Source organism: Planctomicrobium limosum (assembly GCF_051465645.1).
In the GTDB taxonomy this organism is placed as follows: domain Bacteria; phylum Planctomycetota; class Planctomycetia; order Planctomycetales; family Planctomycetaceae; genus Planctomicrobium.
The window spans coordinates 1,604,886-1,625,955 of sequence record NZ_CP195790.1 but is presented as its reverse complement, the minus strand read 5'-3'; the positions used below and the strand labels follow the sequence as shown (position 1 = coordinate 1,625,955).

The following is a 21,070-nucleotide window of genomic DNA, read 5'->3' as shown; positions in this document are numbered from 1 at the left end:
CTTTCTGCTTCAGGGAACCCCGGTCCGCCTGCTAATGGCGCACAAAAATCTGGTTCCAGACCAGCGGCTGCATCGAAGTCGAAAGTGGAAGGCCTCCATTTTGATAAAGACGTTGCGCTGCCGGATCTGACTGTTGGTGATCCTGCAGAGATCTGGGACACATTCTTTAAGACTTACCGCCCGGCTCCTCAGGTTCTCGCTACCTGGGTTGGAAAGTTGCACGCGGAAAAGCAGTACAAACAGGTTGTCGCATGCTTGCAGGCAGCTTTGATTCACGGACAGGCTCAGCCGTGGATGTATGAAGTTCTCGCGTTATCGATGGAACTGGAAGGAGCTCCCAAAGCGGAAGTAGAACGGGTCTTGTTGTCGCTTTCTGACTTTGGCGGAGCAGACTATAGCACCATGATGTACTCCGGGGCGTATCTCACACGCTTCGGCAGAAAATCAGCTGCGCTCAAGCTCTACCAGCAAGCATCGCAAGGCTTCCCTGAAAGACCAGAGCCCTACACGATGGGGCTGAAACTCGCGCGCGAATTAAATCAGCCTGACGATGTGAAATGGGCCGTCAGTGGGATATTGCTCCACAGCTGGGGCCCGGATTACGCGGTTCAACATCGGGATGCTGAGAATGCACTTCGCGAGCAGATTCGTCTCGCACGGAACAAAGGGGATGCTCAGACAGCAACCCAACTCGAAGAGGCATTGTCGAACGCAAAAAGCTGTGACCTGAAGATCCGCCTCGATTGGAATGGAGCCGCAGATCTGGACATGCAGGTGGAAGAACCGGGAGGAATGATTTGCAGCGTTGAGTCGCCTCAAACTACTGGTGGGGGGATTTTCCTGCACGATGGTGTTGGTCCAGATACCAAGAATGCCTACGAATATTATGTCTGTCCGCGTGGCATCCCCGGCCCTTATCGAATCACCGTCAAGAACTCAGGTGGAAAGCTGGTTGGTGGACGAGCGACTCTCACCATTACCATGTTGGAGGGAACCAAAGATCAGGCGAGAATTGTCCGGACTCTGGTGCTTGAGTCTGAGAATGACGCCGGGATCTTTGTTGATCTCCCGATCGGTCGTCGCGAGCGTCCTCGTGCCATCGGGGCGTTGACGGCTCCCCTTGATCTGACACCCATTGCCTCCGGGACGACTGGAAGAAATCCGCAGTCTGGCCGAGTCAGCCGGGACGTGCTTCGTACCCGAAATGAACTTGAAGAAAGTCAGGCCAACCGTGAACGTCAATTGCGCCGGGCCGGGGCAATTGGGTATGCCCCTGTGATTCAGGTTGTTCATGAAGGTCCATCGAGCACCTCGCAAGTGGTTGTCTCTCATGATCGCCGTTATGTGAAAATTGGATTGCAGCCCCAGTTCAATCAACTGGTGGACTCGTTCAACTTCACGTATCTGAATGGAAGATAGTTTCGTTCTGCAGAAGCACATCAAGAGTGAAGGCCGATCAGCCAACTGGAACTTCATTGACTAACTGAAGGATCCAAGATGAACTCAATTTCTCCTACCCGGTTACTGGAGCAGGTTCAGGCTGGCGAGGCGGTCGAACTGATTGACGTCCGGACTCAGCGGGAGTTTTTGGGAGAGCATCTGGAACTCGCTAGAAACGAGCCGTTAAGTCAACTCGATCCAGCAAAGGTGATGCAGTCTCGAACCGGCGAATCAGGCGCCCCGCTCTATGTCATCTGTCAGTCTGGCATGAGAAGTCGGTCGGCTTGTGATCGATTTCGTGATGCAGGTTTTCACAATGTGGTTAATGTTGAAGGGGGAACGAAAGCCTGTTTGAAGGCGGGATTTCCTGCCATTCACAGGCTTGGACTTTCTCAACTTGAGAGGCACGCTCGCGTCTTGAATGGAGCAATTGTTCTGGTCGCTGCTCTATTGACCTACTTTGTCGATCCCCGATTTCTCTGGGTGTCCGCATTTATGGGAGCTGGTCTGATGTTTTCCGGCTTCTCGGGATACTGCGGGTGGGCACGAATTCTTCCTCGTTTGACTTGGAAGTATTGATTGACGTTGATGTAATGAGTCTTGTCGACTCCACGCTGTCACGCGGGTGAGATCAGTAATCGGGTGCAGTGTTGGGCAGCAGTGACGCTTGAAGTGACGACTTCCGATTTCTGGAGTCGTTTCGTCTTGTGAAAGAGGACATCTGTACGTCGTGGAACGCACAGGCTGATTCAGGCACCGTGGTCAATAAGACATAGGTGAAACATGGCGGCGTTCTTCAATCGAAGAGACATGCTGGCTCAATGTGCAGCGGGAATTCCCTTACTTGGACTCGCTCAACTCTTTTCGCATGAGTCATGCGAAGGGGCCGGACCGCTCACAGTCCGCGAGCCCCATTTTCCTGCGAAGGCGAAGAGGGTCATCTTTCTGTTCATGTCAGGTGGCCCGTCTCATGTTGACTTGTTTGACAACAAGCCGGAACTGATCAAACACAACGGGAAGCCTTTGCCGTTTGAACGCCCCAAACTTGAGCGAACCAAGACCGGCAATATGTTGGGGTCGCCTTGGAAATTTGCGAAGCACGGCGAGAGTGGAATTGAGATCAGCGAGCTGTTTCCGCATTTATCTCAACGCGCGGATGATCTCTGCGTCATTCGTTCGATGGTGGCAGATAACATCAACCATAATGGCGCCTGTCTGCAGATGAACACCGGCGAGCAGGCGTTTTCCCGCCCAAGCATTGGGTCGTGGCTGCAATATGGACTGGGGTCGGAGAATCAAAATCTCCCGGGATTCGTTGTGATCAGCCCGGCGCAACCAGCTCAGGGGGCTCCGCTCTGGAGTAATTCCTTCCTGCCGGCCGCCTATCAGGGAACGCTCGTTCAAGACCTGAAACGCCCGATCGCGAATCTGGGAAATGATCAGTTTCCGGCAAGCGAGCAGCGAGATCAGCTTGATCTGTTGAAATCCCTGAACCAACTTCATTCATCAAGCAGGCAACATGATTCACGGCTGGAGTCGCGAATTGAAAGCTTTGAACTCGCGTTTCGCATGCAGACTGAAGGTCCGGAGGCGTTCGGGATCGAGAGGGAATCGGCAGAGACCCAAGCTCTTTACGGCATCGACGATCCTGTGACTGAGATTTATGGTCGGCAGTGTCTCATGGCTCGGCGACTGGTCGAACGTGGGGTGCGGATGGTTCAGGTTTATCATACGGCCACCAGTAAGCGAAGCAGTTGCCAACTGTGGGATCAGCATGGAGGGCTTCGCGAAGAACTGCCGGCGAATTGTCGAGCGACAGATCTTCCAATTGCAGGATTGCTGACCGATTTGAAGTCGAGGGGCTTACTGGAAGAGACACTGGTGATCTGGGGGGGAGAATTTGGGCGAACTCCGACCGCAGAGGGCACCAACGGTCGCGAGCATCATCCATTCGGGTTCACGATGTGGATGGCCGGAGGTGGAGTGAAGTCCGGAATGACGTTTGGACGCACAGATGATTTCGGATGGCATTCCGTTGAAGACCGCGTGCATGTTCATGACTTACATGCCACGATCCTGCATCTCATGGGGCTCGATCATACCAGAGTCACATATCGATATGCCGGTCGAGATTATCGGCTAACCGACGTTCACGGACGGGTTGTTCAGGAGATTCTGGCATGACTCGAATACTCTCTCTGTCGGAAGCCGATTTCTTTTCTGGAATAACACCATTGGCGAACCATACCAAGGTCGTACGGCGTCTTGTCTTCTCGCTGGTGGCACTGATCTGGTGTGCTGGTCCGTCGTCCGCAGACGACAGTGAAAAGGCGGCGTTCTTTGAAACGAAGATCCGCCCAGTTCTGGTGGAATACTGCTATCCCTGTCACTCCGGTGACGCGGGGGATGTTCAAGGCAAGTTGTGGCTCGACTCAAAACCAGGATGGGAAAAGGGAGGAGAGTCTGGTCCGGCAATTCGCCCAGGGAATGTGGAAGAGAGCCTGCTGATTCATGCGATTCGGCGGTCCGACAAAGATGTCGCGATGCCTCCGGATCAGGAACTCCCTGCATCTGTTGTGCAAGATTTTGTGACCTGGATTCAACAGGGGGCTTTTGACCCCCGACTTGATGCGAAGATCGTGACCAAGAGCCATGTCGAACAGCGGGAATTGACAGATCGAGAACGCTGGGTCTTTTCCAGTCCTGCGAAACCTGCTGTGCCAACTGTAAAGAATGCTGACTGGCCGCAGAATTCAATCGATTACTTCATTCTCTCGAAACTCGAAGCAGCTCAGCTGACACCTGCTTCGAAGGCGTCTCCTGAGCATCTCGTGCGTCGCCTACACTTTGATCTGACTGGACTCCCCCCATCACCTGATGAAGTTAAGGCGTTTGTTCTGGCAGCCAAAGTGGACTATCAGAAGGCAACTTCCGCCTTGATTGATGACCTGCTTTCACGTCCGACTTACGGCGAGAAATGGGGACGCTATTGGCTCGATTGCGTGCGCTATGCGGATTCGCTTGACGCCCGAAGCAATGGGAAACCAGGCGATATTCTCGATGCGTGGCGCTATCGAGATTGGGTTGTGAAAGCATTGAATCAGGATTTGCCATATAATCAATTTGTTCGGCACCAGATTGCAGGAGACCTGCTCGCTAAGCAGGAATGGAATCCCGATCTGGTTGTTGCGACGGGCATGTACGCCATCGGGAATTGGGGGAATGGCGACAGCGACAAGAAGAAGGTCTACACGGATATTGTTGATGACCAGATTGATGTCACTGGGCGAGCGTTTCTTGGGTTGACTCTTTCCTGTGCGCGGTGCCATGACCATAAATTCGATCCCATTTCAACCGCCGATTATTACGCCCTTTCTGGTTTCTTCTTCAGCAGTCACATCATCGACCAGTTCAGTCACCCGACCGCTGGTGAGAAACTGATGCGGATTCCGCTTCTGTCGCCGGAAGAGTTGCTGCAGCGAGATCAGATTCAGACGAAGCTCAAAGATGTCGAGCAGCAGCTTTCAAATGGACTTAAACCACTGCATCGCCGGAAAGATAATGTGGCGGGAAAGCCAGACCTTGTGGCTTGGGACCGGCCAGAGAATGGAAACCCTTCAGTCACGGTCAACAGGAGCAGTGAGAGCGTTTCGTTCAGTACGATTACACTTCCCGGAAAATCCGCTTGTGTTCATCCCGGACCATCCGAGGTGGTCACCGTCGTCTGGAGATCACCAGTCGCGGGGGACGTTCAGGTCGATGCGTTTCTCTCTGATGCCGACGGGAACTGCGGAGATGGTGTGCAATGCACTCTTCTCAGTCTCGATCAAACGTATGCCGATCACACGCTGGTGAACGCGGCAAAGAAGGCGGAAATGAAAGTGACGATAGCCGTCGAACCGGCTCAGCTGATTCGACTGCGAATCGCACCGCGTGCGGAATACACCTGCGATTCGACACAAGTCGAGTTGAAGGTACGTCACGCAGCAAGTGGGCAGGAATGGAGACTGACTGGTGCTCTGCTGGACGACGCGCAGGCGCAACAGGTCGACAAAGGTTCGTTCATCGTCTGTGCAGGAGATGCGCCGTTACTGAATCAGGATGATGCAAAGCAAGCTGTCTTGCTGGCTCAACAGAAAGAGTTGAAGGCCCAACTTACAGAATTCGATCAATGTCAGGGACTTCAAGATGGAGGGGTCCCTGGGAGCGAATATGAAGGGTTTCACGATGCTGCGATTCACGTTCGTGGAAATTATCGCCGCCTCGCCGCAGTTCAGCGTCGAGGTGTCCCTGAAGTGTTCAAAAGCGAGATTCCTCCGTTGGAAGGAAGTGGGCGATTGGCACTTGCTGATTGGATCGCTTCCCCCACTCATCCACTGACTGCACGCGTGCAGGTCAATCGACTCTGGCAGCATCACTTTGGTCGCGGAATTGTGGCCACCCCAAATAACTTTGGAGTCCTTGGGACACCACCATCACATCCTGAGCTACTGGATTGGTTGAGTACCACCTTTGTGGAGAAAGGCTGGAGTCTGAAAGAAATGCACCGCATGATCTGTATGTCGGCAGCATACCAGCAATCGTCATTCTCTGACGACGAAGGCTTTCAAGGGGACGTTGACAATAACCTGTTCAGCCGCCAGACACGGCGAAAGCTGACCGCCGAAGAGCTGCGAGACAGTCTGCTGTTGAGTACGTCTCAACTGGATCGCACAGTGGGTGGAATGTCGACCAGCGATCTCGCATCAGGGCGACGAACTCTCTATTTGAGAACGATTCGTTCCGATCGGACGACGTATCAGCTGTTGTTTGATGGAGCCGACCCAACGAGCATTGTCGAACAGCGAATCGATTCGATAGTCGCTCCGCAAGCACTGTGGTTGTTGAACGACCCATTTGTTCTCAAACAGGCAAGCGAACTGAGTAAAAGATTCTCAGCCGTAGATAGTTCTTCGATAGTCCAGAAGCTCGAACGATTCTATCTGCAGCTCTACGGGCGAACTCCGACAGAAGGCGAAATGGAAGCCATTTCAAATTATATCACCAGAAACGGTGACTCGCAGGCGTCCTGGACGAAGATCTGCCATTCTCTGATCTGCTCCAACGAGTTTATGTTCATTGATTAGACTGAGACTGTCCGGTAAATGGACAGTCAGATGCCTGTCCTTTCAAAGGAGTTTCGATCGCACCCGATCCGAGCAATGTTCTTGCAGATTCGTTAATCCGATAGTGGCAACGAAGAACATGAAACAGTGTCACACGGATTCGCGCGCCTGAAAACGGTAACGTAGCAGGGCTATCAAGGCTGCGACCGGAATCTGCCTTCAACATGCTGATCGTCGCAGAGAGAAGCGACATCAGGGATTTCGTCAGGCGTCACACACGTCGGTGTCCGAAAAGTGGTGATAGCAACGGCAATGGAACGTGGCATCATTCCGATCTGAAATCGTTCTGATCAGATAAGATCTTCGAAATCTGCCTTCAATGGAGCCATCAAATTCAAGCTGTCTGGTGAAGACATACATCACCGACGTTCGTCAGAAGATGCGATCAACGACGCTCATTCTGTCCGATTTTCATTCAACTTAACATCGATGCAATTAGGTTCGGATGAAAGTCTATTTCGCTGCGAGAGATCCCATCTTTTCCTCATGCTGCAATTGCTGAGCGACCCGATTCGCAACAGCAATCTCTTCTCTGCAGATTGAACATTCCTTTGGTGCTTCAATCGCGAGCTTAACGCGGTTCCCTGCGACTCCAGAGACTGTGACGCGGATCCCGCCTGCGATGACGATTGTTTCTCCAACTTTTCGGCTCAGCACTAACATTCCCTGCCTCCGTTGTCTCCAGATGTCTGGAGTCTTAACAAAGTTGCTGATCACCACGGACTTTTGCCAAACGGAAGTTCATCTGACTGTGTTCGTGGCACTTCGACATTCATTTGTCATTGGGCGGGGACGAGTGTATTCCCTATGAAAGTGGGCAACATCACTTCGTCCCGCCAAGACGAGGATTAGCACAATGTGTGCCATTTGTGATGTTTTGTCAAATTTGCACGTTTCGTCGGGGTGATAATATCCGAAAAGACCGTTCAGCGATCAGGAAGGTTCGGATTCAGTTCAATTTGGGAGGGCCAGAGATTCCGCGTCAGGGCACATTTCAGATTTTCTTTCCGTAAACCATTTGGAATCATGACTTTCTTTGTCAGTTTCCAGAAATGGCTGTTTCGTTTTGAAGCACTATTGCCGCTGATTCATTTTAGATCAGTTTGATTTCCATGCAGTCAGCCGAGTAAGAGCTTCAGGGGCGATCGGGGAATTACCAGTCGAAGGATCCTGTGAAACTTGGGGGTGTGATCTGGAGGAAATCACTGTTCATCGTTTCGTTGAGTGCGAGGCAGGCGACGCCCAGGCAAAAAGATCTGTCATCGTGGTGAAGTCCGTCTGAATAGTGATCGATCCGGATTCGCCCGTTCGCAGATTGCTTGAGGATGAGCGATGCGAGTTCGGTTTCCAGGTCGTCCCGATGCGGACCAGGGACGTTTCCACATCCTTCGTACCATTGCAGTCGTTGGTGAAGAATGAGCTGCCGGAGCATCATTGCGAGTCGATGATTTCCCTCGCCCCCGGAGAATGCAAAACGCTCGATTGTGTAGCGCTGTTCGAGCCGTTGAATCGAGCCGACCAACTGGTACTCGTCCACAACGAAACGGATGCGTCCAAAAATTGCAGCAGCGTTTTCAATCCACTGTTCCACCCAGGCGACATGCGTGGGGGCAGAGGGAGACGGTTTCACGACATCCATTCGATCAACAATGGTCATGTCGCCTTCACGATGGCAAATGCATCCTACGGTGAAGTCATGCTTCTCGGCATAGTCGATTGCTGCAACATAGTCGATGCCGGGCTGCCCAACCGGTTGACTGGTGAGATGCGGATTTCGGCACGCTTCGACTTCTGGCAGGGTTAAGAAGTTCCCTTCGGCATGTTGCCAGCGATTCAGCCAGAGACGCTCATAAACCTGCTGTGGCAACAGTGCCTTCTGTTCGTCGAGCCATTCAGAGGTGATCCACGGGGCATGTGGACCATCAAGAGAGGAGAAGTACCATCGCACATCCTTGCGGGCATGCTCTCGAAGTTCCCATTGCCATCCCCGGCCAACTCCGGCATTCGTCAAGATGTTCAGGACGCACTTGGGCTTCTTTGCTGCAGACGACAAGAGTGAATACCACATCTCGGGGCGCGGCCAATGGCTCAGTTCGTCGCAGACAATAAAGTCAGGGAGCGCACCGTAGGAGCTTTTGACGTCAGAAGAGATGAAATCAATTCGGCTCCCTGTCTCGCGATTCCTCACCAGATGCTCAACGAACTGCAAAGGGCTCATAAGGTCTTCGTTGACGACAGCGAGCCGGCGGAGTGAGTCCAGCAGAAAGTTGGCCTGATCCCTATCTGCAGCTGCGGCGAGCCCATTGACCGGATGCCGAGCGGAGAGCAGAATCCACGCAATCTGCACGGCCATATCCGATGTCTTCGAGTGCCCGCGCGGGCGTTCAATATAAGAACGCCGAATGACAGGACCTTTTGTGCTGACGGTTCCTGCGAGGTCCTGCCATGCGGCGTCGAGCGCGGATAGATCCAGGTTCTGCCAAGGCTGTAATACGTCAGCCATGAGCTCTTGCGAGTCATTCGGCAGCCGAAGAAGGTTGCGAAACAGGTCCGGCCTCAGTCGAGCTTGTCTGCGGATAATCTCCCGGTGCGAGCTGAGCAAGGAGCGCAGGAGCTGTTTTTCGGAATTGGACAATGAGTTCGTCATCCGTGAGTTCCTCGATCGCTGTTGGAGAATCGTTGTTGTTCAGCGCTGGCCATTCCGGTGGCGGTCGGTTCTTCAAATAGAAGGTCTGGGCGGAGACGCTTCCCTCCATTGCAGATCGATACAGCGCTGCGGCAACGTTCTGGCTTAACAGTTCATTCACCCGAGCCAGCAGGCTTTGAAACGATTGATCCTGTTCAATCGTCGTCGCAACAACCTGAAGTCCAAATCCGAGCTGCAGGCACGCAGCAGCAGGTGATGCTCCGCGAGAGAGCAACTGGAGATAGGTCATCTGCTCCTGTTTGGTCAGAACCGGTTGAATGGAACGCGTGGCCAGCAGCGCGTTCACAGGACCGTCACCGGAATGGGGCTCACTTCCCGGAGGTGGGATCTGTGCTGGAGCGGCCACCTTGCTTTCTATTGTCGAAGATGTAGTAGATCGGGGTCGCGAACCGACTTTTTTCGTAGGTTTCCTGGGTGACGAGGGCTTGCCTTTGACCACGTTTCAACCTTTTATGATAGAGAGCAGAATGGGATTTGCGTGAACGATTCACCGTTTGCGACTCGCCAACGGAGAGGAAACCTGCACGTTCAAAGACGGGATTGAAGTGCCCCATTTGGGTGAGCGCTTCAATCCATGGAAATGAACAGAGTTCGCAGCATCTGCGAATGAAGAGATGTCCCAGGCCGGCACCACGATAGGTCGGGTGCAGCACAACTCGCGACAACGTCACCAACTGCCGGTTCAGGGTGCGGAGTGTTGTTCGGTTCCAGCGACCGCTTTGACCAAAGAACCGATTGCGTTGAGACAACGATTTCGGCGGAGCGATGAACAGGCAGATTCCGATTGGCTCATCGCCGTGCCAGAGCAGAAAGCCTTGTCGCATCAGCCCGATGTGGTGGCTGCGATAATGCCACCGAGAGAAGTGCGCCCAGTCGGATTTGGACGCGGAGGAAATCCAGTACTCGTCGGCAGCTCTTTTTTTTTAAGGCCAGATTCAGCAGTGTTCGGACTGGCTTCCGCTTGCCTGGTGAGCTGGATTTCCCCATCAAGGCGGCACTGAACCAGGCAGTCTGCATCGACATCACTCGCAATGTCGTCATGAGTGGTTGCCAGAAGAAAGCCGGTTCCGATCCTGGCAGAGATCCGTCTCAGATTCGCAGCAATCACGCGAGCAAGTCGACGATCCAGTGTTGAAGTGAATTCATCCACGACAACCCAGTCCGGGTGATGGGCTAACGCGAATGCCAGAAGAAACCGGAATCGCTGGCCGTCTGAGAGCTCACTGGGCGTACGGAGCATGAGTTGAGCTTCACCCAGCCCGCACATTGCCAGCAGTGATAACGCTTCCTCTGTGCTGCAAGGAAGCTGTTCTACCAGTGCGCGTTCTTCCCATTGGAGATCATCCAGCGAAAGAACGTGGGCCTGCTGATTCGCAAGCTCTTTTGCCGCCGACCTCATCAGAGAGGATTTTCCCGATCCGCTTTCTCCAATGAAAAGGACGATGTCACTGGTGTTCAGCGTGAAGGGAATGTTGTCAGCGATGACATGTTCACCCTGTTCGAAATTGATACCGAACTGGTCCATCACAACGGACGCACGCGTTGAATTGGTCTTCGGAAGAAACTGGTACTTTGCATTCAATAACAGTTCAAAACGAGGCATCCATCTACTTTCATATTGAAGGCCGGCGTACGACCATGGAGTTCGCTGTCTGCAGGGAAATCGACTCCCATCACGGTGGAAGTCAGCATTCCATTCGTGCTGACTTACTGAGCATTGCGAAGATGCACGCGGATCGCAGAAAAGTCGGCAAGCAGGTCATTGACTCGTTGTTCGACTTCCTCCCAGTCTTCGACTGGAACCTCAAGAATCACCCGAACGTGATTGGAATCATCGTTCGATGCTTCTTCTTCGATTGGCAGCGGAGCGGGGACCAGTATGAGATCTTTCAGTTGCTGTTCGTCGAAGCCTGTCAGCGTTGCGTCGAAATCAGGAAGATCCTGCAATTCAGAAACCAGATCCAGCAGTCGATCCGCGTCCCAGTCACTCGCGACGGCAGAGTTGTTCAGCGTGACGTTGAGAGCTTTTTCCTTCTCCAATGGAAGGTCAACAATCACGCATTCAATTTCAGTGACACCCTGAGCTTTGAGCACAGCAAGCCGTTGGTGTCCCGCAACAACAAATCCGGTCTGCCTGTTCCAGACAATCGGTTGGACAAGCTCAAATTCATGGAGCGATCGAGCCAGCTTTTCCCAGGCTGGATCGCCCGGCTTGAGCTCAATACGGGGGTTGTATGGGGCAGGACGCAGTAAGGTTACATCGAGTTTTTCAAGTTGCATTGCGGTTCCAGATTGTCGTTTCGCGAGGTAAATGACAGTGCAATCTCTGTCATTGTTTAAGCAATGAACGCTGTCTGAGGCTGAAGTGTGGATTCGACCAACGACTCCGCTTCGTCACGAGAACCAGAGTCAACCTGTCTCGCGACGGCAGCCTGTTCTTCATCCATCAACAGTTCATCGTCGAGATCAAGGAATTGCGGAGAAGCTTCGAATTCTTCTCGCAGCTCGACTTTAATTCGAGCAAGACAGCGGGTGACATGTCCTTTGGGATGTCCAAAGACGGCCCCAATTCGATCCAACGGCCAACCTGCGTTTTCACGTAATGCCAGCATTGCGAGGTACTTCCACTTGCGTGAATCATCAACTGCGAAGTAGTCATGAATCAGCTTCCAGAACTGATCAGCACCAGTACGTGGAAGCAGAATTTTTGTTCCGTTTGGTTTAGCAACAGACATCGTATTCTCCAGTAGCCGGTTGAATGCACGATCGAAATATCAACGTCGAAAAAGAGCCGATCACGCAACAAGCAAAACTGTCGGCAAGGCGAGCGATGATTCCAGGCAGAATCAAAAGAGGTCGCGACACTTGCTCAACAAATTCATTCAGCGTTGCGCACTTCGTCGTTGAATCCAGAATCGTTTCGAAACGAATGCCCAGAATTCCTTAATCACGGGCACCCGCGAAAAATGAATCAGGCTGTCACCTGAGAAATACGCAGCGAGTTACGAATCCTTTCAGAACTTTTCTGAATTAACTCGGACTTTGATAACGGACCGGAAGAAGAACCTGTCAAAGAGGGGCTCTGACACTTTCATCATGAAGGCTTCAACGCCACAATGCATGAAGTTGAATCAGGGAGATCAAGCTGCATGCAGGAGCTCCTTCAACCTACCGTGGGCTTCCAGTAAGTCGTCACCAGAAGAATTGTGACGTTGCCATTCGCTTGAAAAGTTTCTCCTGCAAACGCGTTCAACAAATCATTGATGATCTCACCGATGACAGCAGCTCTCTCTGAACTTCAGTTTCCAGAACAACTGACTCGACCTGAAATCGAAGCGCGGCAACTGACTCGTCTCAATTCGATGTTGGAGGAGATCGGAACAAAGAACGCTTTCTGGAAACAACGTCTGACTGCAAAGTTGACCGGTCGACCTCTTGAGCACCTGAGCGAACTCTCTGAGTTTCCATTTCTCACAAAGCAGGAACTGGTCAACGATCAGAAGCTCTTGCCGCCGTTTGGGGCGAACCTGACTTATCAGCAATCCAGTTACAGCCGCCTTCATCAGACATCAGGTACAACGGGCAATCCCATAAGGTGGTTGGATACACCTGAGAGTTGGAAATCACTGCTGGAGATTTGGGCGCAGATCTATCGTCTCGTTGGAATTCGCCCGGATGATATCTTTGCGTTTCCGTTTTCGTTTGGACCCTTCCTTGGTTTTTGGGCAGCGTTTGAAGGGGCCCAGCATCAAGGCAACTTGTCTTTGACGATGGGAGGGATGGGAAGCGAAGCCAGAATTCGCATGATTCTGGATCTGAATGCAACCATCATCTGTTGCACTCCGTCCTATGCATTGCGACTCGCCGACGTTGCAGAGGGAATGGGAATTTCGCTTTGCGATTCGGCTGTGCGTATGCTGATTCTGGCCGGTGAACCAGGTGCCGCGATCCCTGCTGTTCGACAACGGGTCGAAAGCAGTTGGGGAGCGAGAGTCATCGACCATTGGGGAATGACCGATATCGGTTCACTCGGGACAGAGGCGTTCGATACTCCCGGCGAGTTAATCATTCTTGAATCGGACTGCATTGCCGAAATCGTCGAAAAAGACGGAACTGCTCCTGTTGCAGCAGGGGAAGTGGGCGAACTGGTGATCACCAACTTATGGCGTTGGGGACAACCGGTCATCCGGTATCGAACCGGTGATCTGGTTCGCGCTTGTAAGACTCCATGTCCTCAAGGTCGAAGTCTCCTTCGTCTTGAAGGAGGAATTCTCAGTCGGACCGACGATATGGTGACCATTCGGGGAAACAACGTGTTCCCGACCAGCATCGACGCGGTCATACGGGAATTCACCGAGATCGTGGAATACCGTATTACCGTTGTCACGCGTCGCTCAATGCCGCATCTCGTGATTGAAATTGAACCTGCTTCGTCCGCATTGCCATCCGCGTCTGTCTTGATTTGCAGACTGGAACGGACCATTAAAGACCGCTTAAACTTTCAGGCGGAAGTGATTCAAGCTGAGTCACTGCCAAGGTTTGAAATGAAAGGGCGACGCTTCTTTCGCGAGGACCGTTCCTGAAATCGAAATCAACTCCGACTCGCCCGAGACAATTCAATCGATATTCTAAGATTTCTCCAGCTGGAATTTTGTCCGTTCATTATTCGCGGGATCGTCTTTTGGGATCTCGCGCCTTACAATTCTTTCTCGAATGGAAAAGAGACAGGAATCAGGCTTTTTGTGGCCTCTTGTCCGGAAACCGTTCAGGTGACGAGTCACGTCGTCTTTGACTTCGACCACAATCTGAATTCACGCTTGCGAAATTTCTGATGCAAATTGTCCCTTATCCGCACCCGGCTCTCTCGTTTCGCTCTGTTGATGTAAAGCAGATCGACGCAACGCTTCGCAAGACCGTTGGTCAGATGTTTGATTTGATGTACGAAGCACAGGGAATCGGGCTCGCTGCAAATCAGATTGGTTTGCCATTTCGCTTTTTCGTGGTCAATCTTGCCTCGCGCCCGGATGAAAAGGACGAAGAAGTCGTCTTTTTGAATCCCGTGATCTCCAGAAAACGAGGGCATGACGTCGGTGAAGAAGGCTGTCTGAGTTTGCCTGGCGTATTTGGTGATGTCCGCCGTTCGTTCGAACTTGTTGTTGAAGCGTTCGACCTCTCTGGCAACGCATTTCGAATGGATGTTGATGACCTGGCCGCCCGCGTTGTTCAACACGAGAACGACCATCTCGATGGCATTCTGTTTTTTGAACGGATGCGGGAAGAAGGGACCAGTGCCAAAGTCGATCTGAAGGTTCCCAAGTTTGTGGATGCGTATCTTCAGGCTCAAAAGGCCGGTGAGATTCCAAGTGACGAAGAGATTCGGAAGGATCTGGAACAGATGGCCAAATCCGGAGCAATTCCTGAATCGTTCCTGTCACGAGCCCCGTTGCCGCTTCCGACTGTTGACCTCCGGTCGTAAACCGCTTCGGTCTCTTATGAGTCCGCGCTGCAGTCTTCTCGACAGGAAAAGTGGCTGAATTCCGCGTGCCAGAAGTACTCTGAACTTTCGCTGACTGACAAGTGAGTTGGCGGCCTCATAACGCCTTCCCCGGCAGTGTCGGAGAGTGCGTTCTTTTTTTTGAGCGGCAAGTCGAACCTGATCAGGTCAGACGACGCCATGAGAAGATGTTCCAGAAGACGCCAAAGAGTGCGCCGATTCCCATTCCAAGAAGATGGGCTTCTGAACTGACATTCTCCATCGAGTGATCGAAATATGTTTGCAGCACAATGATGACCAGCAGTGTGACAAACGTATTCGCCAGCGGTTTGCTCCAACCGCGAATGAGCATGAGTCCTGTTTGCACAACGAGGCCACCGATGAGTCCCAGCACTCCTCCGGACGCTCCAAGAAGGACCGTGATGCCTCCAGCGAAAGTGTTCTCCATAAAATACGGAGTGAGATAGAGTGCTCCGATGGCAGCCGTCAGGTAAGTAATCGTAAAACGCCAAGGCCCCCAGAGTCGTTCAAGATGCTTGCCCAGTGCATAAAGTCCAAGAGCATTCAGTGCAAAGTGGAGTGGACCGAAATGCAGGAATGCAGCGGTGATTGGCCGCCACCAGTCTCCCTGATTGAATTCAACAGGGATGAGCATCGCTCCCATGCTGACAAGATTGTCGAAGTCTTCCGTGCCTCCCGGGATCTCTGCAATGAAAACCATTGTCAGGATGACCAGAAGCGATTTGGTTGCCCAAAGAGGTGATTTCGTTCTCGCACGATGACGCGGCTGCAGAGTCCAATGAAAGTTTCTCAGCACATACAGGACACGCTCTGCATCGGGTTCGATTGGAACTTTGCTGAGGGGCGGAACAGGGTTCGCTAGTCGCCGCTGAATAGCCTCGTCGAGAACATGTTCCTTAGTTTCAAGCAACTTGTTGAATTGCTCAAGCGCGCGTTCGTAATCGCCTGCGACCTGATAGGCGGTTCCAGTCCAGTATTCCAGCATTCCAGCCGGAGATGCTTCGCCAATTTGGTTCACAAAAGTTGCGACCAGAAGCGGATCGCCGCAGTACCCGGCAATTCTGGCATTCAGTCTTGCGAAGTCTGATGGGACGAAAGTTTCAGTCTGCGAAAGAATGAGACGCTGATACTCGTGTAACATCTCATTTCGTCGACCGGTCTCTCCGAGAGCCTGTAAATAACCTTCCAGAACAAGAAAATCGCTGTTGGGTTTGACCGTTACAGCGTTCAGCTTTAACTGGTCCAATAGCCCCTGCCATTCACCGGTACTTCTCGCCCAGACAATGAGCGAAAGCTGCCCAATAGGGTGAGAGTATTGCCGCAGTTCATTGAGCGTTTGAATGGCTTGCTGACTGTTGCCAGAATCCAGCCATTTGACGGCCTTCATGAAGCGAGGGAGATGACGTTGTCCGTTGAATGGGTGAATCCAACTCAACAGCACTGACAGACAATAAGCGGCAGGGAACCGGTTTGGTTTCGCCTGCAATCTGATAATGAGCGAATTGAGAATACCGGGAAGAACTGTCAGGACAGCCCAGAAAATCCCTGTGATGTAGCCAGCAGATTCGAAGTGGAACCGGGCCAAGACAGCCAGCAGTATCAGGAGGCCAATGTTCACATAGACAAGCGGTCTTGCGGCCTGATTTCCAGACGACTGCACTAGAAAGAGGCCACAACTGGCCGCAATCGTCCAGATCAGAATCAGATTCAGGTCCATGTTCCACTCAGCAACAACGCGAGTCGTCTCTGTTGAGGTCGATCAAAAAATAAGAGAGCGGTAATCGAAGAGATGTCGCGTGTCAGTAACCCCGCATGTGAGTCCGATACATTCTATCGACCAAATGCGAAAAGCGAACATGAAGAAACCCTCGTGCGGGGTTTGATGTCGCACGAGGGTTCTGAAAATGTCTTAACCGCGAAGAACTTTATCAATCGTTTCTCGCAGAACCTGACCAGAATGACGAAGTGCTGTCATCTCTTTTGGCCAGAGATCAATTTCGATATGAGACAATGCACCTTTGCGACCGACTACGGTCGGAACGCTGATCGAAACGTCGTTCAGGCCATACGCTCCACTCTGGAGTGAAGAGACTGGCAGAATGCGACGGCGATCAAGAGCGATGGAATGAATGACATCGGCAATCGACACACCGACAGCAAAACCTGCTCCGCCTTTCTTCTTGATCACTTCGGCACCTGACCCGCGAGTCCGCTTCTCAACTTCAGCGATCAGAGCAGGGGTGATGCCGGGGTATTTCTCTAGCGGCAGACCAGCGATTTGAGCGTTCGACCAGGCAGGAACCATGCTGTCCCCGTGCTCACCGTAGATTGTAACCTGCACCTGACTTGGTGTCGCATTGATCCGTTGGGCAAGCAGACTGCGAAGGCGTGTCGTGTCGAGGACCGTCCCCAGTCCAATGATCTGCTGCGCCGGGAGATCCAGCTCCTGTGCGGCAAGGTAGGTCAAGACATCAACAGGGTTCGACACGACGAACAGAATTGCGTCTTTCTTGTATCCGACACGTTTCAGATCACCGAGCAGGCTGCGGAACAGAGCCACGTTCCGATTGATCAGATCGAGGCGGCTTTCGTCTGGTTTACGTCGAAGACCAGCGGTGATGCAGACGATATCTGCGTCTTTCGAAAGCTCTGGTCCACCGGCCACGATATTTTGATCGGAGGTCAGCGATGCGCCATGCAACAGGTCGAGAGCCTGTCCTTCCACCAGTTCCTGATTGACGTCAACCAGTGCGATTTCACGGACAATGCCGCCAAACTGGAGTGCCGATGCGGCACATGACCCAACCAGACCGCCCCCACCGATAATCGAAACCTTCATGATGCCTGTCCTGTGATCAAACGGTGACCCGTTACCCGAGTGCTCCACACCTGCTGCGAAATGGGGAATCCCGTCACCCGCAGCCCAGGTCGTCTATTTCTCTGTGAATTGCTGATTCGGCATGATAGGAGGTGTCGGCAATTTTCAACAGTTCAACGAGGTCTGATCTCAAAGAACCGTCTACCGAGAATCCATCTCGCCTCTGCGAATATCGACTAAGACAGGGGCGAACAGCACCATCGTTGGCGCGAGTCGCAGACAAGAGGAAAGAGGTGCAACGCAAACACGTTACTGGTTGCACAATCGCCCGAGACTGGTCGGTCCGTTTTTGCGTATTGAATGAGAAATACCGGTCAGCGCGATACCTCAAAAGAGACCGGAGGAAGCGTAACCTGAATTATGAGCAACGGCTCAGAAACTATTCCGTTGCTGGTTGCTGACCTGGAACGATGTGAACTTGAATCTGGTCCAGATTCACCAATCCTGGGCCGGTCAATTCGAACCGGAGCCGCAATGCCCCGGCCTTGTGAGCTCGCCGGATCATGCGGAATGACTGCCAGCCTTCAGATTTCTCTTTGACGATCAGGGAGCCATCGCGGCCGGTCAGCGTTTCAAAGATGGAAAACTGATGACCGGTTCCTGCCAGTGCATATGGAATTCGATACTTCCCGGTCATGACGACGACATCGCCCTCTGAAACGTCGACCTTCGGGCTGATGACGACTGCAGATTGCCCGGCAGGAGAATCTGGTTTAACGATCAGTGTGAGGTGATTTCCCGTTGTTCCCCCACCATGTTCGAGACGCAGGGAGGTCCAGCGACTGCCATTGGAGCCATCGGTCCAACTTGTCCCAGACTCTGAATCGCCGCTCGCGAGCAATGCACTCTCATCTTCAAAGTCCCCAGATGGAACTCTGTTCTCGCCCAGATTTTGAACTCGGCCTAAAGTGGACATCAGACGCCAATGCTCAGGCAATGTCTGAAAACTCGTCGCTTCGAGTGTCGAAGTCGGGGAAGTCATCGTTTTAACGGCCGATTCCCAGTATGCCCTTTGAATGATACGTAGTTGGCGCATCGCGGATTGACTCAGGATGCGTGCATCATCGACACGTTCGGTATGAAGCTCCTGACGTGCCTGCTCGATTGCCGAGGCGGCTCGTGCCAGTGCAGCATCGCCATCTTTCAGTTGCGGTGCGCCGACCTGAGAGAGTTCCTGATGAACTTCAGTGACTCGCTTTAGTTTCGCATTCGCCAGATTGACAAATGCCTCTGCCGCCAGTTTTCGATTCTGTCTGGTGACATCCTGAAGTTGTTTCACACCGGCGCTGCCATTTGGGACGACAATCGCCGCGAACTGATCGAAGTGACGAAGGGTAATTTCCGTTCCGCCCGCCACGCGATCCATGTCGAGATTCGATTGTCCCGCTCCCGTTGGAGTCACTTCCCATGCCTGAGCGGCGTCGACACCGCGAATCAGAACTCGCACCGAACTTGCAGCTTGAGCACCTGGAACACACTGACTGCCAGGTTCGTGCCAGACAAGCAAAATGAGCAACCCGCGTTCGGTATGAAAGACGGTGGCTCGAATCTCTGCTGCGGCTCCTTCGACACTGGAGACGGTTCCATTCGCGGAAACAACACGATCCCATTTAGAAGAGAGGGGAGAGTTCGCGACAGGGGCGGAAGAACTGCGTCCCACCTGAACGGCCATTTCATCAACGATACGACCGGTTGCCAGATACGGTTCCAGAGCGCGGCAGTGCAGGCAGAAGATTCGCAAAGCATCCAGACGTTCATTCAACCCGGCCGCAGTGGAATCAAACGGGATCTGCTTCCAGAATCCAACTCCTTTAAAACCGGCTGCAATTGCTTCGTAACCTTGGTGAAGAATCTGCTCAGGTTCAACGATTGGAATCAGATTTCGTGATTCAAAATAATTCAGAAGTGGTTCAGATGCTTCCGTCTGCAGGAATGTAAACATCGGCTTGCCCGGGAGAGCATAGTCCCGGCGTCCCCGTAACTCAGCGAAGTGATTCGGGCTGGAGACGGCCGTATGAATTGCAAAGCGGCTGCTGGCGAGGAAGTCGACATGGCGGTGGAATTCCCGCTCTTCTGAAGAAACATCTGCAAGAACCGGACGACGTATCTGGCGATCGGCGTCGCGAACCTGTTCAGCCCAACCGGAGATATATTTACGGTCTTCCGCAGGGATCTTGATTCCTAACATCCATGCCCAGATCGGTGATGTCCATTCAGGAATCGAAGGGATGCCGGCACTTTTGAGAATGGCACTTTCTGGAGTCGGCTGTGGTGGCGATGCGATGCCGCCAATGTTCATTCCGGCTAATGCTTCAAGGAGCGGTCGATCTTCATAATCCTTGACCCACAACATGTTCACGCCTGTCTGGGAAATCAGGTCGAGGCTCTCTCCATGATAGAGCGTGAAGATTGGAAAGAATGGATTTCCGTTTCGTCGAATTCGATCGTCCGCAATGGCCAGTTGAGACTCGTTCTGGCTTCCGGATCCGGACCCTTTCTCCGGGATTGTCATCTTGAGTTCGACAATGGGACCGAATTCGAGATCGTCTAATTGAAGTGTGGAGATCCCTTGTGGAAGTTGTAGGGCAATTGTCAGCTGATCGACGTAGAAGTCCCGTGTATCAATGTCTTGAGTTCGAATGCCATCCGAGATCTGGTTGCGGAGTCGCAACAGACGGCTTTGCAGGGCTTCCTCGCTGGTCTGGCAACTCACCTGTTGCCACTTGCCGATTTGCTTATAGCTTTCGCCAAACAGTTCCATCTGCAACGGTTCATTGGTTCGCGGGTCAAGCTGATATGGAAAACAGACTCTGACCCCCAGTCGAACGTTCTGGCAGCTTGATCGAATCCAGACTGAAGCGCGTAGTTCGGAAATCACCTTGGCTCTGGGAAGGGCGATGACCACTCTTTCCCCATCCGAAGTCACTTGCTCGGACTGGAACATCATCCGCTCGCATTTTGAGCCTGAATGAAAGTCCTCTGCGGTGATGGCATGTGATCGTAAGGCGGAATTCAGCAGTTGAGTGGCAGGCTGAGCGATCGTTCGGTCAATTTCGAACCCGTGATGCCGGTAGGGGGACGGTTCTTCAGCGCGAGCAATGTTGCAGAGAAGCAACAAGCACATAAACAACGCGTAATTCGTCCAATTGACTGCTACCGACCGTCTCATCTTCAACTTACAGGGTGTGTTGGAGTTAAAACTGGTACAAACGGACCTGGTTTGGTGCTGATGCTTGCAAAATACCAACTTTGACTCAAGACACTTGCTAAGTGTCGTTGGGATTTGGCAACATAAAGCTTGTATTGGCCTGACGTGATTCTTGCGAACTCTCAAATTTCGCCATTGGAGGGGTTCGTTGTCAGGG

Annotated in this window: 16 protein-coding genes; 6 read left to right on the top strand and 10 right to left on the bottom strand. The window is 52.5% G+C overall.

Annotated features, from left to right (window positions below):
- Positions 1 to 84: 84 nt before the first annotated feature.
- From SH527x_RS06125 to SH527x_RS06110, 4 genes are all read left to right on the top strand, one after another.
- Entirely contained in the window at positions 85 to 1,419 is a 1,335-nt protein-coding gene (locus SH527x_RS06125) for a hypothetical protein (protein ID WP_437193770.1), read from the top strand.
- 78 nt (positions 1,420 to 1,497) lie between these two features.
- Positions 1,498 to 2,019 (top strand): rhodanese-like domain-containing protein, encoded by a 522-nt coding sequence (locus tag SH527x_RS06120; protein WP_437193769.1) that lies wholly within the window; start codon positions 1,498 to 1,500, stop codon positions 2,017 to 2,019.
- Positions 2,020 to 2,223: 204 nt separating this feature from the next.
- A complete protein-coding gene (locus SH527x_RS06115) occupies positions 2,224 to 3,624 on the top strand; it encodes a DUF1501 domain-containing protein (protein ID WP_437193768.1) in 1,401 nt (466 codons plus the stop codon).
- Complete coding sequence (locus SH527x_RS06110; RefSeq protein WP_437193767.1) at positions 3,621 to 6,566, top strand: PSD1 and planctomycete cytochrome C domain-containing protein; 2,946 nt, start codon at positions 3,621 to 3,623, stop codon at positions 6,564 to 6,566. Before SH527x_RS06115 ends, SH527x_RS06110 begins: the two co-directional genes overlap by 4 nt.
- A 492-nt stretch (positions 6,567 to 7,058) precedes the next feature.
- Here the strand turns inward: SH527x_RS06110 and SH527x_RS06105 are convergent, their stop codons facing one another.
- The 7 genes from SH527x_RS06105 to SH527x_RS06075 form a co-directional block, all read right to left on the bottom strand.
- Positions 7,059 to 7,268, bottom strand: coding sequence for a carbon storage regulator (locus tag SH527x_RS06105; RefSeq protein WP_437193766.1), 210 nt, complete (start codon positions 7,266 to 7,268; stop codon positions 7,059 to 7,061).
- Between the two features lie 490 nt (positions 7,269 to 7,758).
- Positions 7,759 to 9,108, bottom strand: coding sequence for a terminase large subunit domain-containing protein (locus SH527x_RS06100; RefSeq protein WP_437193765.1), 1,350 nt, complete (start codon positions 9,106 to 9,108; stop codon positions 7,759 to 7,761).
- A gap of 13 nt (positions 9,109 to 9,121) precedes the next feature.
- The gene (locus SH527x_RS06095; protein ID WP_437193764.1) at positions 9,122 to 9,658 is read right to left on the bottom strand and encodes a hypothetical protein; all 537 of its coding nucleotides are present in this window, start codon (positions 9,656 to 9,658) and stop codon (positions 9,122 to 9,124) included.
- Positions 9,621 to 10,136 (bottom strand): hypothetical protein, encoded by a 516-nt coding sequence (locus tag SH527x_RS06090; protein WP_437193763.1) that lies wholly within the window; start codon positions 10,134 to 10,136, stop codon positions 9,621 to 9,623. Before SH527x_RS06090 ends, SH527x_RS06095 begins: the two co-directional genes overlap by 38 nt.
- Positions 10,136 to 10,915, bottom strand: coding sequence for an ATP-binding cassette domain-containing protein (locus tag SH527x_RS06085; protein WP_437193762.1), 780 nt, complete (start codon positions 10,913 to 10,915; stop codon positions 10,136 to 10,138). Before SH527x_RS06085 ends, SH527x_RS06090 begins: the two co-directional genes overlap by 1 nt.
- Positions 10,916 to 11,019: 104 nt before the next feature.
- Positions 11,020 to 11,592 (bottom strand): ParB N-terminal domain-containing protein, encoded by a 573-nt coding sequence (locus tag SH527x_RS06080; protein WP_437193761.1) that lies wholly within the window; start codon positions 11,590 to 11,592, stop codon positions 11,020 to 11,022.
- 56 nt (positions 11,593 to 11,648) lie between these two features.
- A complete protein-coding gene (locus SH527x_RS06075; protein ID WP_437193760.1) occupies positions 11,649 to 12,047 on the bottom strand; it encodes a hypothetical protein in 399 nt (132 codons plus the stop codon).
- A 528-nt stretch (positions 12,048 to 12,575) separates the two neighbouring features.
- Here SH527x_RS06075 and SH527x_RS06070 point away from each other — a divergent pair.
- Positions 12,576 to 13,895 (top strand): phenylacetate--CoA ligase family protein, encoded by a 1,320-nt coding sequence (locus SH527x_RS06070; protein WP_437193759.1) that lies wholly within the window; start codon positions 12,576 to 12,578, stop codon positions 13,893 to 13,895.
- Positions 13,896 to 14,143: 248 nt separating this feature from the next.
- Positions 14,144 to 14,788, top strand: coding sequence for a peptide deformylase (gene def / locus SH527x_RS06065; protein WP_437193758.1), 645 nt, complete (start codon positions 14,144 to 14,146; stop codon positions 14,786 to 14,788).
- A 181-nt stretch (positions 14,789 to 14,969) separates the two neighbouring features.
- Here the strand turns inward: def and SH527x_RS06060 are convergent, their stop codons facing one another.
- The 3 genes from SH527x_RS06060 to SH527x_RS06050 all read right to left on the bottom strand — a co-directional run bounded on the left by SH527x_RS06060 (position 14,970) and on the right by SH527x_RS06050 (position 20,874).
- The gene (locus tag SH527x_RS06060) at positions 14,970 to 16,544 is read right to left on the bottom strand and encodes a rhomboid family intramembrane serine protease (RefSeq protein ID WP_437193757.1); all 1,575 of its coding nucleotides are present in this window, start codon (positions 16,542 to 16,544) and stop codon (positions 14,970 to 14,972) included.
- A gap of 192 nt (positions 16,545 to 16,736) precedes the next feature.
- Positions 16,737 to 17,666: a malate dehydrogenase gene (locus tag SH527x_RS06055; protein ID WP_437193756.1), complete on the bottom strand. Its 930-nt coding sequence runs from the start codon at positions 17,664 to 17,666 to the stop codon at positions 16,737 to 16,739.
- A 418-nt stretch (positions 17,667 to 18,084) separates the two neighbouring features.
- Entirely contained in the window at positions 18,085 to 20,874 is a 2,790-nt protein-coding gene (locus SH527x_RS06050; RefSeq protein WP_437193755.1) for a hypothetical protein, read from the bottom strand.
- Between the last annotated feature and the right edge of the window lie 196 nt (positions 20,875 to 21,070).

What these genes read in the sequence shown, in the direction of transcription:
- SH527x_RS06080 (WP_437193761.1), bottom strand. Translation starts at nt 11,592, where the DNA reads ATGCAACTTGAAAAACTCGATGTAACCTTACTGCGTCCTGCCCCATAC.
- SH527x_RS06050 (WP_437193755.1), bottom strand. Translation starts at nt 20,874, where the DNA reads ATGAGACGGTCGGTAGCAGTCAATTGGACGAATTACGCGTTGTTTATG.
- SH527x_RS06100 (WP_437193765.1), bottom strand. Translation starts at nt 9,108, where the DNA reads ATGGCTGACGTATTACAGCCTTGGCAGAACCTGGATCTATCCGCGCTC.
- SH527x_RS06110 (WP_437193767.1), top strand. Translation starts at nt 3,621, where the DNA reads ATGACTCGAATACTCTCTCTGTCGGAAGCCGATTTCTTTTCTGGAATA.
- SH527x_RS06115 (WP_437193768.1), top strand. Translation starts at nt 2,224, where the DNA reads ATGGCGGCGTTCTTCAATCGAAGAGACATGCTGGCTCAATGTGCAGCG.
- SH527x_RS06060 (WP_437193757.1), bottom strand. Translation starts at nt 16,544, where the DNA reads ATGGACCTGAATCTGATTCTGATCTGGACGATTGCGGCCAGTTGTGGC.
- SH527x_RS06055 (WP_437193756.1), bottom strand. Translation starts at nt 17,666, where the DNA reads ATGAAGGTTTCGATTATCGGTGGGGGCGGTCTGGTTGGGTCATGTGCC.
- SH527x_RS06070 (WP_437193759.1), top strand. Translation starts at nt 12,576, where the DNA reads ATGATCTCACCGATGACAGCAGCTCTCTCTGAACTTCAGTTTCCAGAA.
- SH527x_RS06075 (WP_437193760.1), bottom strand. Translation starts at nt 12,047, where the DNA reads ATGTCTGTTGCTAAACCAAACGGAACAAAAATTCTGCTTCCACGTACT.
- SH527x_RS06105 (WP_437193766.1), bottom strand. Translation starts at nt 7,268, where the DNA reads ATGTTAGTGCTGAGCCGAAAAGTTGGAGAAACAATCGTCATCGCAGGC.
- def (WP_437193758.1), top strand. Translation starts at nt 14,144, where the DNA reads ATGCAAATTGTCCCTTATCCGCACCCGGCTCTCTCGTTTCGCTCTGTT.
- SH527x_RS06090 (WP_437193763.1), bottom strand. Translation starts at nt 10,136, where the DNA reads ATGCGACAAGGCTTTCTGCTCTGGCACGGCGATGAGCCAATCGGAATC.
- SH527x_RS06085 (WP_437193762.1), bottom strand. Translation starts at nt 10,915, where the DNA reads ATGCCTCGTTTTGAACTGTTATTGAATGCAAAGTACCAGTTTCTTCCG.
- SH527x_RS06120 (WP_437193769.1), top strand. Translation starts at nt 1,498, where the DNA reads ATGAACTCAATTTCTCCTACCCGGTTACTGGAGCAGGTTCAGGCTGGC.